Here is a 13,806-nt window from a genome sequence, read left to right as displayed (position 1 = left end):
TCGAATTCTGCTGCAAAGCAATTCAGGATTATCCTAGGACAGACGCTTTTGTGCAGAAGTTGCCGGGAAACACGAAAAAGTCGAAAAAAATCTGGTAGTTAGGTATGTTGTGCGGATGAAAGATCACCGATTGTTGCGATTCGCACAACACTCGATTGAGCAGATTCTGATCGACGAAATTTTGGAAATACTTGCCGCGTCAATTTAGGCGGTGTAGACGGGCGAAAAAAGACCCGCCGAAGCGGGTCTGATATATGGGGATTGATTCACTTCATGTGACAAATCAGGCGCAGCATCACGCCAGTGGTGTTCACTCAGGCAGCCAGACGCTTCTCCATGTCAGCTTTCGCTTCCGGCAGCGCTTGCGGCAAACCGGGTTTCAGCTTCGTGAATAGCTCGTCGTGGAGCGCCAGTTCGTCGCGCCAGGCGGCATCGTTGACCGAGATGACCTGCTCGAACTGCTCGCGCGAGAAGCCGAGCGCGCCCCAGTCGATGTCCTCGTAACGCGGCGAAATGCCGAATGCGTGTTCCTCGCCTTTCGCTGTGCCCTCGATACGGCCGATCATCCAGTTCAGCACACGCATGTTCTCGCCGAAGCCCGGCCACACGAACTTGCCGTCGTCGCCCTTGCGGAACCAGTTGACGCAGAAAAACTTCGGCGCCTTCGCGTTCGTCGCTTCGAGGCGTTCGCCCATCTTCAGCCAGTGGCCGAAATAATCGGCCATGTTATAGCCGCAGAACGGCAGCATCGCGAACGGATCGCGGCGCACGACGCCCTGCTGGCCCGCGGCGGCAGCGGTGGTTTCGGAGCCCATCGTCGCGGCCATGTAGACGCCTTCGGTCCAGTCGCGCGCTTCGGTCACGAGCGGCACCGTGTTGGAGCGGCGTCCGCCGAAGATGAATGCGTCGATCGGCACGCCGGCCGGATTCTCCCAGTCGGCATCGATCGAAGGACATTGCGACGCCGGCGCCGTGAAGCGCGCGTTCGGATGCGCAGCCTTCGCGCCCGTTTCCTTTGCGATCGCCGGCGTCCAGTCGCGGCCCTGCCAGTCGATCAGATGCGCGGGCGGCGTGTCGGTCATGCCTTCCCACCAGACATCGCCGTCGTCGGTCAGCGCGACGTTGGTGAAAATCACGTTCTCCTTCAGCGTGGCCATCGCGTTGAAGTTGGTCTTTTCGCTCGTTCCGGGCGCGACGCCGAAATAGCCCGCTTCCGGGTTGATCGCGTAGAGACGACCGTCGCGGCCCGGCTTGATCCACGCGATGTCATCGCCGATGGTCGTCACCTTCCAGCCGTTGAGATCGCTCGGCGGAATCAACATCGCGAAATTGGTCTTGCCGCACGCCGACGGGAACGCTGCCGCCACGTGATACTTCCGTCCTTGCGGTGACGTCACGCCGAGAATCAACATGTGCTCGGCGAGCCAGCCTTCGTCGCGGCCCATCGTCGAGGCGATGCGCAGCGCGAAGCACTTCTTGCCGAGCAGCGCGTTGCCGCCATAACCCGAGCCGAAACTCCAGATTTCGCGCTTTTCCGGAAAGTGAACGATGTACTTCGTGTCGTTGCACGGCCACGGCACGTCCTTGCGGCCATCGACGAGCGGCGCGCCGACCGAATGAACGCACGGCACGAACTCGCCGTTCTCGCCCAGCACGTCGTACACCGCGCGACCCATGCGCGTCATGATGCGCATGTTCGTCACGACATACGGACTGTCCGACAATTCCACGCCGATATGCGCGATCGGCGAGCCGAGCGGCCCCATCGAGAACGGCACGACGTACATCGTGCGGCCGCGCATGGAACCGTCGAACAGACCGTCGAGGGTCACGCGCATTTCCTGCGGATCGATCCAGTTGTTCGTGGGGCCGGCGTCTTCGCGGCGCTCGGAGCAGATGAACGTGCGATCCTCGACGCGCGCCACATCCGAGGGATCCGAGCACGCGAGGAAGGAATTCGGGCGCTTTTCGGGATTGAGCTTCTTCATCGTGCCGGCTTCGACCATCTGCCGGCAGAGCCGATCGTATTCTTCTTGCGATCCGTCGCACCATTCGATGCGATCCGGTTTGGTCAGGGCCGCGACTTGCTGAACCCATTCGATGAGTCTTCGGTGCCGGACATAGGCCGGCGCTTCGATTTCGACGGCATTTTTATTGTTGTCTTCGACTACTGCGGGCTGGTTCATCGAGTTGTCTCCGTTCTTCTGCAATGAAAACCAATCGCCCATCTGACGCTGCATGCGAGAGGCGTTTGCGACTCGAACCGCCGGGCGCTTTCGTGCTCTGCTGTTACGCTATTTCATCGCACGAAATGCGGTTCGTGAGCCAATGCGGCGTCACGGGCATCAATTCCTTTCCCTCAAACCGTACCTGTTCGCGGCTTGCATCGGAAAGGAACAAACTGTTAAAAAGAGATACTAAGTGGCCGGTCTCCTGCGGATCATCGTGTTTTCCGCTAGTTGCGCTGAATTTCTTTATTCTGACGCGGACGCTCGACGCTCCTGAAAAATGGGAGTCAAGCATAACACCGCAGCGCTTCCACCTTGTGATGCAGCGCAAAAACGATGAATAGAGCGCGATTTATCCGTAATTACCCGAATTTAAGTGCCCTATTCTCGTCCTCAATAAAAAAGCAGCACGTTTGATGCCTAACAAAAGCCAATCAATGCCCATGAAAATCGCCATTCTCGACGACTACCAGGACGCCGTCCGGAAGCTCGATTGCTTCCATTTGCTCGATGACCATGAGGTGAAGGTCTTCAATAACACGGTGCGTGGTCTCGGACAGTTGGCCAGCAGACTTTCGGAGGTCGATGCGCTCGTGCTGATTCGCGAACGTACGCGCATCAGCTCTCAATTGCTCGATAAATGCCCCAAACTTCGCATGATCAGCCAGACGGGGCGCGCGGGTGGCGGGCATATCGATATCGACGCGTGCACGGAACGCGGCATCGCGGTGCTCGAGGGCACGGGCTCGCCGGTCGCACCCGCCGAACTGACGTGGGCGCTCATCATGGCGGCGCAACGCCGGATTCCGCAGTACGTCGCGAACCTGAAGCAAGGTGCGTGGCAGCAATCGGGACTGAAGACGTCGGCGCTGCCGCCGAACTTCGGGCTGGGTCAGGTGCTTCGTGGCCAGACGCTCGGCATCTGGGGCTACGGCAAGATCGGCAAGCTGGTGGCCGGCTACGGCAAGGCGTTCGGCATGAACGTGCTCGTCTACGGGCGCGAGCATTCGCAAAGCGCCGCGCGCGAAGACGGCTTCGAGGTTGCCGCAACCCGCGAGGCGCTGTTCGAGCAGAGCGACGTACTCACGCTGCATCTGCGTCTCGCCGATGACACAGTCGGGATCGTCAAGCAAGACGATCTGATGCGCATGAAGCCGACTGCGCTCTTCGTCAATACCAGCCGCGCCGAGTTGCTCGAAGAGAACGCGCTGCTCAATTCGCTGCATCACAACCGGCCGGGCATGGTCGCGGTCGATGTGTTCGAAAGCGAGCCGATTCTGCAGGGCTATGGCCTGCTGCGTCTGGAGAACGTGATCTGCACGCCGCACATCGGCTATGTGGAGCGAGAGAGTTACGAGTTGTACTTCGGTGCGGCGTTCCGGAACATTCTCGCGTTCGATGCCGGCGACACGTCGAGCGTCTCCAACAAGGAAGCGCTCCAGCACGTGCGCCGCCGCTGAGTTTTATCGCGTCACAGCGTCGATACGTCGATCGATGGCTCGCAGCGCACCGGAAAATTCACCGAGTTCGCAATGAAGCAAAAGCGGTGCGCCTCTTCATGCAGGCGCGCCGCGAGATCGGCGTCGCTGCCGGCGCCTATCGTCACGCGAGGGCGCAGCAATACATCGACAAAGCGTCCGTCTCCCTTCGATTCCTCCTGCATCGTGCCGATGGCTTCATCGACATAACTTGTCACGACGATCTTGCTGGTCGCGCACAAGTGCAGATACCAGAGCATGTGACACGACGACAACGACGCCACGAACAACTCTTCCGGGTTGTGACGCGCGGGGTCGCCGCGAAACGCCGGGTCGCTCGACGCCTCGATCGCCGTCTTCGTGCCGACACGCACGAGATGATCGCGCGAGTACGCGTCATAAGCCGATGTGCCGGAGCCGAGATTGCCCGTCCAGTCAACGGTCAGTTCGTACGTATGCTTCTTCGCCACGGTCTGCTCCTCAAGCGAGATGCGAAGCGGTTTCGATCAGACGCGGAAGGTGTTCGAGAAAGTCCTCGCCGTCCGCGCGGCCCAGACCATAAGCATGTTGCATTTGCGACGGGCTCGTATAGTCCCAGCTCGAAATCGGCACCTTGCGCGACGGCTGAACATAGAGGCGCTTCTGCTCGCCGTGCGGCACGACGAACATGCGTTCGCGCGGATAGAGACGCGTGACCATCACGAGGACGTGTCCCGGCGACGGATCGAGCGCCGAGACAGGCACGTTGTCGACCATGCCGCCGTCGAGCACCGGACGGCCGTTGCGCCGGAGAATCGGCGTGAACGGCGGCGTGCTCGACGATTGCAGGATGAGATCGGCGAGATCTTCGATCGTCGCGCATTCCTGGGCTGTCACGAATTCCGGATGGAAGCCGAGCGCCTGGCCGAGCGTCGGATGCAGCGTCTTGCGCACGTACTTTTCGATGTTGTACGCGATGAGACCCGCCGCGACCGCGCTGCGCGCGCCGAGCCAGCGCGGCAGATGCGACACGCCGATGCGGATTTCCGGCGCCGCGGCGAGTTCACGGAAGCGGTCCGCGAAAATGTCCAGCAGCGCCTGGCGATAGATGCGGTAGTGCGGGAACACCGATCGTCCGCGCAGCAGATTGCCCCAATAGGCGTTTCGGGTGTTGTCGCGCAGGGCGTGGGCGTAGTAGTCCATCACCCAGCGCGATTCGTTCGTGTAGAGCATGCACGCCGTGGCCGCGCCCGCCGAGATGCCCGCGATGACGCGCGGCTTGAGATTCAATTCCGGCTGGATGACGTCCCAGAACCCTGCTTGCCACCAGCAGCGATTTCCGCCGCCGGCGAATACGACCTGGTCGAACATTTATTTGTTGATGAGCGCGTAAGTGGTGGTCGCGTGGGCCGCGAGTTCGCCTTGATCGTCGTGCATGCTGATTTCGCCGAAGACGAGATTGCGGCCGCGGCGCTGGATGTGAGCGGTGATCAGCACGTCGCCCGTCTTGACCGGACGCATGAAGGTCGTGTTGAGGGAGACGGTGGTCATCGGCTGGAAGCCGCCGAGGACGTGTGAAACGGCGACGACCATCGCGGTGTCGGCGGCTGCCATGAAGACCTGGCCGCAGATCACGCCGCCTGCGTGACGCAGATGATCCGAGTACGGCAGGCGCAGCGTGACTGCATTCCCGGCGATGGATTCGGGCGAGAGGCGCAATTCCTTGACCCACGGGGCGAGGATGCTGTCGAGCAGGGCGCGGATGGCGGCTTCGTCCATGGTCTTTGTTCGAGTTGCGGTCGATGAGGATGCACCATGATACCGGGCCGTCGTGGGCTCGTCGGCGCGCCTAGGGCAGGGATTCGTCAAAAGTTTAAGAATTTTCTGCGGAGGGGCTTGCGCTCCTGCAAATAACCCCGCTATAATTTCGCTTCTGTTGGGGCGTTAGCTCAGTTGGTAGAGCAGCGGACTCTTAATCCGTAGGTCGAGTGTTCGAGTCACTCACGCCCCACCAATAAATTCAAGCAAAAAGCCCGGTCATCGCGACCGGGCTTTTTGCTTTCTGCGTTCCGTGTAGGCACTGCGTAGGCAAAATCGGTCAACGCCAGCAGCCGACGTCCTAACGGGTAATCTGCTCTCCCTCCACCGAAATAGCTCGAAAACTGCAAGACACTGAAGTTCAAGCAACATCAGTTCGAGTCGGAAACATAACGCTCGCACCGCCGCCGCATCCAGACCGCTACCCAAGGGCGAACACCGGTTCGACCTTGGGATGTCTGTCGACAGACACTCCCTACACCACCTCCGCCCCGCGCGCCGTCAGCAACTCGCGCAACACCGATCGATGGCACCGCGCTTCGTCCTCGCAATAGCAGCCGACCGACATATTGGTCCGATGCGACAACGCCGCCAGCAGATCCAGCGTCTTGCTCGCATCCGACTCGGCCATCTCCGCCTTGAACTTCTTCACGAACGCGCGCCAGTCCTTATCGCTTTCGGCATGAAGCGCTTCTGTCACAAGCTCCTGCGTCGGCGATAGCACCGGATACCAGACATCGTAAAAATCGCGCGTCGCGAATTCGGCCTTCGGCACGCCGCGCGGCGGACGGCGCACCGTGCCGATACGCAAACCTTCGTCCTTCGCGCGCGGCGTCCCCAGTCTCACGATTCGAATCGCCATCGTCTTTTCCTTGTCGTTGTCCGCATAGCATACCCGCTGACATCGCTTTGAAAGCTCCTGCGCCTGCGCTCAGCGAAACCGTCCATCTTCCCGTATTGTTTCGGATTATTCTCCGTTCGCTTACATCCGGAATGCCCGCCGTGCCCACCGAAGAACGCCCGCGAGACCTGCCCCACGATCCCGACGCCCCGATGACCCCGCTCGAGCGCCGCGGAATGGCCGCGATCCTGCTCTCGGTAGCGCTCGCGACGCTCGACACCGCGATCGCCAACACCGCGCTGCCCGCCATCGCGTCCGATCTGCATACGACGCCCGCCGCCTCCGTCTGGATCATCAACGCGTATCAACTCGCGATGGTCGCGACGCTCCTCCCCTTCGCCGCACTCGGCGGCATCCTCGGACATCGGCGCGTGTATCTCGGCGGGCTCGTCGTGTTTCTCATCGCATCGGCGGTGTGCGCGTTCTCCTGGTCGCTGCCGACGCTCGTCGGCGCACGTCTGCTGCAAGGCCTCGGCGCGAGCGCGATCATGAGCGTCAACGCGGCGCTCATCAGCGCGATCTTTCCGCCGCACCGGCTGGGGCGCGGCGTCGGGCTGAATGCGCTCGTCGTCGGAATTGCGTTCGCGATCGGGCCGACGGTCGCGTCGATCGTCCTCTCGCTCGGCACCTGGCCGTGGCTCTTCGCGGTCAACCTGCCCGTCGGCGTGGTCGCGCTGATGATCGCCTGGCCTTCGCTGCCGCAGACGAAGCGCGCCGAACACGGCTTCGATCGCATCGCGGCGCTGCTCAACGTCGTCACGTTCGCGTCGCTGATCTTCGCGCTCGGCGAGGCGGCCCAGCGCGCGCCCACGCGCACCGTGCTCGCGTCCTTCGGCGTCGCGCTCGTCGCAGGGGTTTTGCTGCTGCGGCGCGAACGCTGCCATCCCGCGCCGATGCTGCCCGTCGATCTCTTTCGACGCCCGATGTTCGCGCTCTCGACGATGACCGCCATCTGCTCGTTCGCCGCGCAAGGACTCGCGTTCGTGTCGCTGCCGTTCTTCTTCGAAAGCGTGCTGGGCCGCAGCCAGGTCGAGACCGGCTTTCTGATGACGCCGTGGTCCGCGCTCGTCGCGCTGATGGCGCCGATCGCCGGGCGCATGTCCGATCGTCACGCGCCCGGCCTTCTGGGCGGTGTCGGGCTCGCGATTCTGTGCGTCGGAATGGTGTCGCTCGCGATGCTGCCGGCGCAACCACACGCGCTGGAAATCTGCATCCGCATGGCGATTTGCGGAGCGGGTTTCGGCTTCTTTCAGTCGCCGAATCTGAAGGCGTTCATGTCGAGCGCGCCGCGCGAGCGCAGCGGCGGCGCGAGCGGCACGATTGCGACATCGCGGCTGATCGGGCAGGCGACCGGCGCGGCGCTGGTCGCGCTGTGCTTCAGCATCGCCGGAAAACATGGCCCGACGCTCGCGCTGTCGCTCGGGGCGGCGTTCGCGGGCGCGGGCAGTATCGCGAGCGGTTTGCGGCTCGTGACGCGCAAACCGTCGTCTGAACGAATTGTCGGAGAGCCGTCGCGCGAGGCGTGAGCTCCCTCACATTCTTCGCACTTTCACCTTGCGGCCTTTCAGCTTGCCCGCGCTCAGCCTGCGCACGGCGTCATCCGCGGCAGTTCGTTCGACGGCCACGTACGTGACCATGTCCATCACGTTGATCTTGCCGATCTGCTTGCCGTCGAAACCCGCTTCGCCGGTGAGCGCGCCGAGCACGTCGCCGGGACGGATCTTGTCCTTGCGACCGCCGAGGATTTGCAGCGTCGCCATCGGCGGTTTCAGATGACCCGGTTCCGCCGACGTCAGCTCGTCGAGCGGATGCCATTCCACTTCCGCGCGCTGCGCCTCTTCGATCGCGCCGACGCGCCCCATCTCGTCCATGCTCGCGAGCGACAGCGCCCAGCCTTCCTCATCGCCGCGTCCCGTGCGGCCGATGCGATGCACGTGGACCTCCGGGTCCGGCGTCACGTCGACATTGATCACCGCTTCCAGTTGCGCGATGTCGAGGCCGCGCGCGGCGACATCGGTCGCGACGAGCACCGAGCAACTCCGGTTCGCGAACTGCACGAGCACCTGATCGCGCTCGCGCTGCTCCAGCTCGCCGTGCAGCGTCAGCGCTTCGAAGCCTTGCGCGCGCAGGACGTCGAGCAGATCGCGGCACTGCTGCTTCGTGTTGCAGAAGGCGAGCGTGCTCACCGGCCGATAGTGATCGAGCAGCAGGCCGACTGCATGCAGGCGCTCGTGATCCTCGACCTGATAGAAGCGCTGCTTGATTTTCGCGTTGCTGTGCTGTTCGGTCAGCTTGATCTCGCGCGGATTGCGCAGGAACTGCTGGCTCAGTTTCGCGATGCCTTCGGGGTACGTCGCCGAGAACAACAAGGTCTGGCGATCCTTCGGGCATTGGCGCGCGACGGACGCGATGTCGTCGAAGAAGCCCATGTCGAGCATGCGATCGGCTTCGTCGAGAACGAGCGTGCGAACCGCATCGAGCGCGAGCGTCTCGCGCTGCAGGTGGTCCATGATGCGCCCCGGCGTGCCGACGATGATATGCGCGCCGTGCTCCAGGCTCGCGATCTGTGGACGCATCGGCGTGCCGCCGCATAGCGTCAGCACTTTCACGTTCTCTTCCGCGCGCGCGAGGCGGCGGATCTCCTGCGTGACTTGATCGGCAAGCTCGCGCGTCGGACAGAGGACAAGCGCCTGCACCGCGAATCGGCTCGCGTCGAGCCGGGAGAGCAGCGGCAGCGTGAACGCCGCAGTCTTGCCGCTGCCGGTTTTCGCCTGCGCGATGAGATCGTGGCCCGCCAGCGCCGGCGGCAGGCTCGCGGCCTGGATCGGCGTCATCGAAAGATAGCCGAGTTGCTGCAGGTTCGACTGCATGGCCGGCGAGAGCGGGAGATTGCTGAAGGAGGTGTCGGTTGTCATGGCGGTCAGCCCTTGCCGTAAGGCGGGATTTCCTTGACTTGCTCGTAGGTCACGTCGCCTTCCTTGGTCTCATGGCGCGTGACGTAGTTGCGCGCGCCGCACATCGGGCAGCGGAACAGGAGGCCCTGGCCCTCGTTGTGGATATCGACGTCCGATAGCGCCCAATCGGCGCCGCAGGACTGGTTTCGGCAGGTGAACATATTCGTGTTTCTCTGGTTTGTGGCGCTTTCGTGCGCTCAAAGGCGAAAGTGTACGCGTGTCTCGTGTCGGCGCGGTCCGCGCAAGTCCGCAAGAAATGCTAAAGCCGGTCGTGCTACTTATCCTGCAATCGATTTCTCTTTCCGGAGCGGACGATGAGCAGCAGGCTCTACGAAGCGCGGCTCGCGCGCGTGGTTGCACATATCCACGATCATCTCGACGACGAGCTGGATCTCAATCGCCTCGCGGAGGTGGCGTGTTTGTCGCCGTATCACTGGCATCGGATCTATCACGCGTTTTACGGCGAGACGGCCGCGGCGACCGTGCGGCGACTGCGGTTGCATCGGGCGGCGAATGAGCTGCTGCAAGGTTCCGTGCCGATCGATTCGATTGCCGAGCGCGCCGGATATGGCAGCGTGCAGGCGTTTTCGCGGGCGTTTCAGGCGAGTTATCGGATGGCGCCGGCGCAATTCCGAAATGACGGCGGCGCTTCGATGTTTGTTCCTTTCGATGCAGTTCGATCAGGAGATACGGCAATGCATCAAGTCGATATTCGTACACAAAGTGGCTTTAGCGTGGCTGCGATGGAGCATCGCGGGTCGTACATGAACATCGGGCGGGCGTTCGAGATGCTGTTTCATTGGCTCGCCGTGCGTGAATTGGTCGATCCTCGCGCGCGGTCGCTCGGCATTTATTTCGACGATCCGGCCGCTGTCGCCGAAGATGAATTGCGGTCGATGGCCTGTTGCGAATTGTTCGAGCCGGATCAGGTGAAGTTCGAGGCGCCGGTGTCGCGCGTCGAAGTTGCTGGCGGGGAGTTTGCGGTGCTCACGCATGTCGGGCCGTATGCCCAGCTTGGTTTCGCGTATCAGTGGCTTTATGGCGAATGGCTGCCCCAGTCCGGCCGCGAGACCGGCGAGGCGCCGGTTTTCGAGGTTTATGTGAGCGATCCGAGGGAGACGGCGCCGGCGGATCTGGTGACAGAGATTTGGTTGCCGTTGAAGGTGGTTGCGTAACGTCAGAACGGCCGCGCAAAGAAAAAACCCGTGACGCTCTGCGCGAACACGGGTTTGGATAGTACGGAAGGCCGTTATCAACACCTGTAGACGGTCGCATATCCCGAGAAACTGGCCCTTGCCAGAGAAGGCGCTCCAGTCAGTGCGAACGCATAACGTGAGAAAAGCGGACGCATAAGCCGAGAAATTCAAACCCGGGCCACGTCAAATGCGTTGTGCTCGAAGCCCCAGAAACGAGCTCTCCCGTCAGCAGACGGCGGTCGCGCACGCGCGCGTTTTTCGAAAAACTGCGCTTGAAGTAAGGAAATTCTAGCGATTTTCGCCAGTGATGGGAATCCACTGGATGCGCACGGATGCCCCTTCTCCATCCGTTCCCACGCCAGTGATTTCGCCGGCGGGTCGAGACGGCCACATGCGCCCGTTGCACTGCGACCTAGAGAGCCCCTTGAAATCGACCCGCCTCTGCCTTGCTCGCGGCAACGCGTTCGCGCCGCCGGCGCTATTTGCCCGCCGGTGTTACTAGCGTAGCCGCGGTTGCGCGATGCGCGTTCTGACTTCGGCGCGAATTGGGTCACATCTACCCGGCGCTTCCGTATGTGCGCGGATTCCTGCTGACCAATGACTTCGGGCCGACCGAAACATGTGCGATTCCAAGCATCGACGGCTGTGACTTGTCCGAAAAGTGTGTGATTCGCCGGCAAGTCTGTCCGAAAAATGTATGTCTCTAATACACCAGAGCCCGCCGTGACAGGTCGGAACCTCTGCGTGCGCCCGTTGCAACCTGACCTGGAGGGGCCCATGAAATCGACCCGCTTTTGCCTTGCCTGTGGCAACGCGTTTGCGCCGCTGCCGCATGTCCCCCGTCAACGATATTGCTCGTCGGAGGCTTGTCAGCGCGCCCGGCGACGCGACTGGCAGAGCAACCGGCTCCGTAACGACAGTGACTATCGCGACAACCAGGCGCGCGCTCAGGCGAAATGGCGCGCGGGCCACTCGCGCTACTGGCGTGAATATCGGGGTGCACATCCGGCGTATTGCGAGCGCAACCGCACTATGCAGCGATTGCGCAATGCGCGGCGGGCCGCCAGCGCAATTGCAAATATGGACGTTATCAAGCTTCCCCGGCCGCTGGACTCTGGCTTCTACCTGCTGTCTCGCGCGGCTGACGCCGGCGTTGCAAAAATGGACGCATGGACCGTTCACATCGCCGTGCTGTCTGAGCCGACCGAGCCGCCGTCGTGATTGCAAATAGATGACTTGATACATATCGGTTTCGAGCCTGCTACCTTTGCCTTGTCGCCGTTCGCTTTCGACCGCGACCATTCGATGGTTCGCATCGGGCGTCCACTTGCGTCCTATGCGTGCGGCCTGTCCGTGTCTGAGTTGCGGGGTGGAGCATGTCATTCAATAGCGCGGATGCGCCGGTCGACGCCAGTTCTTCTGCCGGGCGCGCAGCGGAATACGTACGCATGTCGACCGAACACCAGCAGTATTCCACCGAGAATCAGCGCGACCAAATCCGAGAGTATGCTGCCCGCCGTGGACTCCAAATCGTCCGCACCTATGCCGATGAAGGCAAAAGCGGCCTTCGAATTGACGGCAGGCAGGCACTTCAAAACCTCATCTCCGATGTCGCCAATGGCAGCGCTGATTTTGCGTCATCCTCGTCTACGACGTGAGCAGGTGGGGGCGATTCCAGGATGCCGACGAGAGCGCTTATTACGAGTACATCTGCCGGCGCGCCGGCATTCACGTCGCGTATTGCGCAGAGCAGTTTGAGAACGACGGGTCGCCCGTCTCGACCATCGTGAAAGGCGTGAAAAGGGCGATGGCTGGCGAGTACAGCCGCGAATTGTCGGCGAAAGTCTTCGCGGGCCAGTGCCGCTTGATTGAAATGGGGTTCCGGCAAGGAGGGCCGGCAGGCTATGGATTGCGGCGCGTGTTAGTCGATGACCATGGCCTCATGAAAGCAGAATTGCACCGCGGCGAACATAAAAGCCTCCAGACGGACCGGGTGATTCTCATGCCGGGGCCGGAAAGCGAGGTGCGAACGGTCAACCTGATTTACGACTGGTTTATCGATGAGTCGCTCGACGAATACGAAATCGCCGCGCGTCTGAACGGAATGCGCGTTCGGACTGACCTCGACCGGGGATGGACACGAGCCACGGTACGCGAGGTGTTGACCAACGAGAAATACATCGGCAATAACGTGTACAACCGTGTGTCGTTCAAGCTGAAGAAGATGCGTGTGACCAACACACCTGATATGTGGATTCGAAAAGAAGGTGCGTTTCAGGCAATTGTTCCGAGCGAGACGTTCTACACGGCTCAAGGCATCATGAGAGCCCGGGCGCGTCGCTATTCAAACGAGGAATTAATCGAGCGGCTGCGCGGCCTGTATCGAAGTCGAGGATTTCTTTCTGGTGTCGTGATTGATGAAACCGATGGCATGCCATCCACATCGGTCTACGTGTACCGTTTTGGCAGTCTGATTCGCGCGTACCAGACCGTTGGTTTTACACCCGGCCGGGATTACCGTTACATCGAAACCAACCGCTTCCTGCGGCAACTCCATCCGCAAATCGTCTCACAAACCGAAACGAAAATCGCGGATTTGGGTGGCACAGTGATACGCGACCCCGCAACCGACCTGCTGACGGTCAACGAGGAGTTCACAGCCTGCATCGTACTCGCCCGTTGTCAGGCACATGACAATGGTCGCAATCACTGGAAGGTGCGCTTCGATACCAGTCTTCTGCCGGACATCACGGTTGCCGTGCGCCTCGACCAGACCAACGAATCGACGCTGGACTACTACCTGTTGCCACATCTGGATTTTTGCCAGCCTCGCATTCATCTGGCGGACCAGAATCCCATCGAGTTTGAGAGCTATCGCTTCGATACACTGGATTACTTGTATGGCATGGCCGAACGCGCCCGTCTCAGGAGAGTAGCGTGAATTCGCGGCAGCAGCCCGGAGAAATCCGGATGGTCCCCGTCGCCCAGATTGAAGTTATCAATCCGCGAGAACGGAATGGTCGGGTTTTCAAAGAAATCGTCGATAACATCAAGACTATTGGCCTAAAAAAGCCCATCGTGGTGACGCCGCGAGCGACGACCAGCGGCATAGAAAAATATCTTCTTGTGTGCGGCGAGGGCCGATTGAAGGCATTCCGCTCGCTTGGAGAGGCAACCATCCCCGCGCTCGTTGTCAGCGTCAGCGACGAGGACGCGTTCGTCATGAGTCTGACTGAAAACATCGCGCGCAGG

Annotated in this window: 12 protein-coding genes, 1 tRNA gene and 1 pseudogene; 7 read left to right on the top strand and 7 right to left on the bottom strand. The window is 61.3% G+C overall.

From position 1 onward, the window contains the following. Positions 1-314: 314 nt before the first annotated feature. Positions 315-2,186, bottom strand: a complete 1,872-nt coding sequence (locus tag U4Y90_RS08285) for a phosphoenolpyruvate carboxykinase (GTP) (RefSeq protein WP_321794094.1) — start codon at positions 2,184-2,186, stop codon at positions 315-317. 485 nt (positions 2,187-2,671) lie between these two features. On the opposite strand from U4Y90_RS08285, the gene U4Y90_RS08280 reads away from it, so the two are divergent. Continuing rightward, positions 2,672-3,688 carry a D-2-hydroxyacid dehydrogenase family protein gene (locus U4Y90_RS08280; RefSeq protein WP_321794093.1) on the top strand — a complete coding sequence of 339 codons (1,017 nt, stop codon included), beginning with the start codon at positions 2,672-2,674 and terminating at the stop codon, positions 3,686-3,688. An 11-nt stretch (positions 3,689-3,699) separates the two neighbouring features. Here U4Y90_RS08280 and U4Y90_RS08275 read toward each other — a convergent pair whose 3' ends face one another. The 3 genes from U4Y90_RS08275 to U4Y90_RS08265 are packed head-to-tail and all read right to left on the bottom strand — an operon-like array spanning position 3,700 to position 5,464. Next, the gene (locus tag U4Y90_RS08275; RefSeq protein WP_321794092.1) at positions 3,700-4,176 is read right to left on the bottom strand and encodes an OsmC family protein; all 477 of its coding nucleotides are present in this window, start codon (positions 4,174-4,176) and stop codon (positions 3,700-3,702) included. A 10-nt stretch (positions 4,177-4,186) separates the two neighbouring features. Next, complete coding sequence (locus tag U4Y90_RS08270; RefSeq protein WP_321794091.1) at positions 4,187-5,056, bottom strand: patatin-like phospholipase family protein; 870 nt, start codon at positions 5,054-5,056, stop codon at positions 4,187-4,189. Next, positions 5,057-5,464: a PaaI family thioesterase gene (locus U4Y90_RS08265; protein WP_321794090.1), complete on the bottom strand. Its 408-nt coding sequence runs from the start codon at positions 5,462-5,464 to the stop codon at positions 5,057-5,059. Positions 5,465-5,623: 159 nt separating this feature from the next. On the opposite strand from U4Y90_RS08265, the gene U4Y90_RS08260 reads away from it, so the two are divergent. Beyond that, positions 5,624-5,699: transfer RNA gene (locus tag U4Y90_RS08260), tRNA-Lys, on the top strand. 279 nt (positions 5,700-5,978) lie between these two features. On the opposite strand, the gene U4Y90_RS08255 is transcribed toward U4Y90_RS08260, so the two are convergent. Next, positions 5,979-6,365: a DUF488 domain-containing protein gene (locus tag U4Y90_RS08255; RefSeq protein WP_321794089.1), complete on the bottom strand. Its 387-nt coding sequence runs from the start codon at positions 6,363-6,365 to the stop codon at positions 5,979-5,981. Between the two features lie 191 nt (positions 6,366-6,556). Between U4Y90_RS08255 and U4Y90_RS08250 the strand changes: the two genes are divergently transcribed. Continuing rightward, the gene (locus U4Y90_RS08250) at positions 6,557-7,930 is read left to right on the top strand and encodes an MFS transporter (protein ID WP_321794336.1); all 1,374 of its coding nucleotides are present in this window, start codon (positions 6,557-6,559) and stop codon (positions 7,928-7,930) included. Between the two features lie 6 nt (positions 7,931-7,936). Here U4Y90_RS08250 and dbpA read toward each other — a convergent pair whose 3' ends face one another. Further along, positions 7,937-9,319, bottom strand: a complete 1,383-nt coding sequence (dbpA, locus tag U4Y90_RS08245; protein ID WP_321794088.1) for an ATP-dependent RNA helicase DbpA — start codon at positions 9,317-9,319, stop codon at positions 7,937-7,939. 5 nt (positions 9,320-9,324) lie between these two features. Beyond that, positions 9,325-9,519, bottom strand: a complete 195-nt coding sequence (locus U4Y90_RS08240; protein WP_321794087.1) for a hypothetical protein — start codon at positions 9,517-9,519, stop codon at positions 9,325-9,327. Between the two features lie 153 nt (positions 9,520-9,672). Here U4Y90_RS08240 and U4Y90_RS08235 point away from each other — a divergent pair, with 153 nt between their 5' ends. The 4 genes and pseudogenes from U4Y90_RS08235 to U4Y90_RS08220 all read left to right on the top strand — a co-directional run. Continuing rightward, entirely contained in the window at positions 9,673-10,533 is an 861-nt protein-coding gene (locus U4Y90_RS08235) for an AraC family transcriptional regulator (protein WP_321794086.1), read from the top strand. Positions 10,534-11,331: 798 nt separating this feature from the next. Further along, the gene (locus U4Y90_RS08230; RefSeq protein ID WP_321794085.1) at positions 11,332-11,775 is read left to right on the top strand and encodes a hypothetical protein; all 444 of its coding nucleotides are present in this window, start codon (positions 11,332-11,334) and stop codon (positions 11,773-11,775) included. Positions 11,776-11,930: 155 nt separating this feature from the next. Then, positions 11,931-13,495 (top strand): annotated as a pseudogene (locus U4Y90_RS08225) (recombinase family protein). Next, positions 13,492-13,806, top strand: a 315-nt coding sequence (locus U4Y90_RS08220) for a ParB N-terminal domain-containing protein (RefSeq protein ID WP_321794084.1), incomplete at its 3' end; no start/stop codon positions are given. The pseudogene U4Y90_RS08225 and the gene U4Y90_RS08220, both read left to right, overlap by 4 nt.

Source organism: Caballeronia sp. J97 (genome assembly GCF_905220305.1).
Taxonomy (GTDB): Bacteria; Pseudomonadota; Gammaproteobacteria; order Burkholderiales; family Burkholderiaceae; genus Caballeronia.
This window is presented reverse-complemented; position numbering and strand designations above follow the sequence as displayed.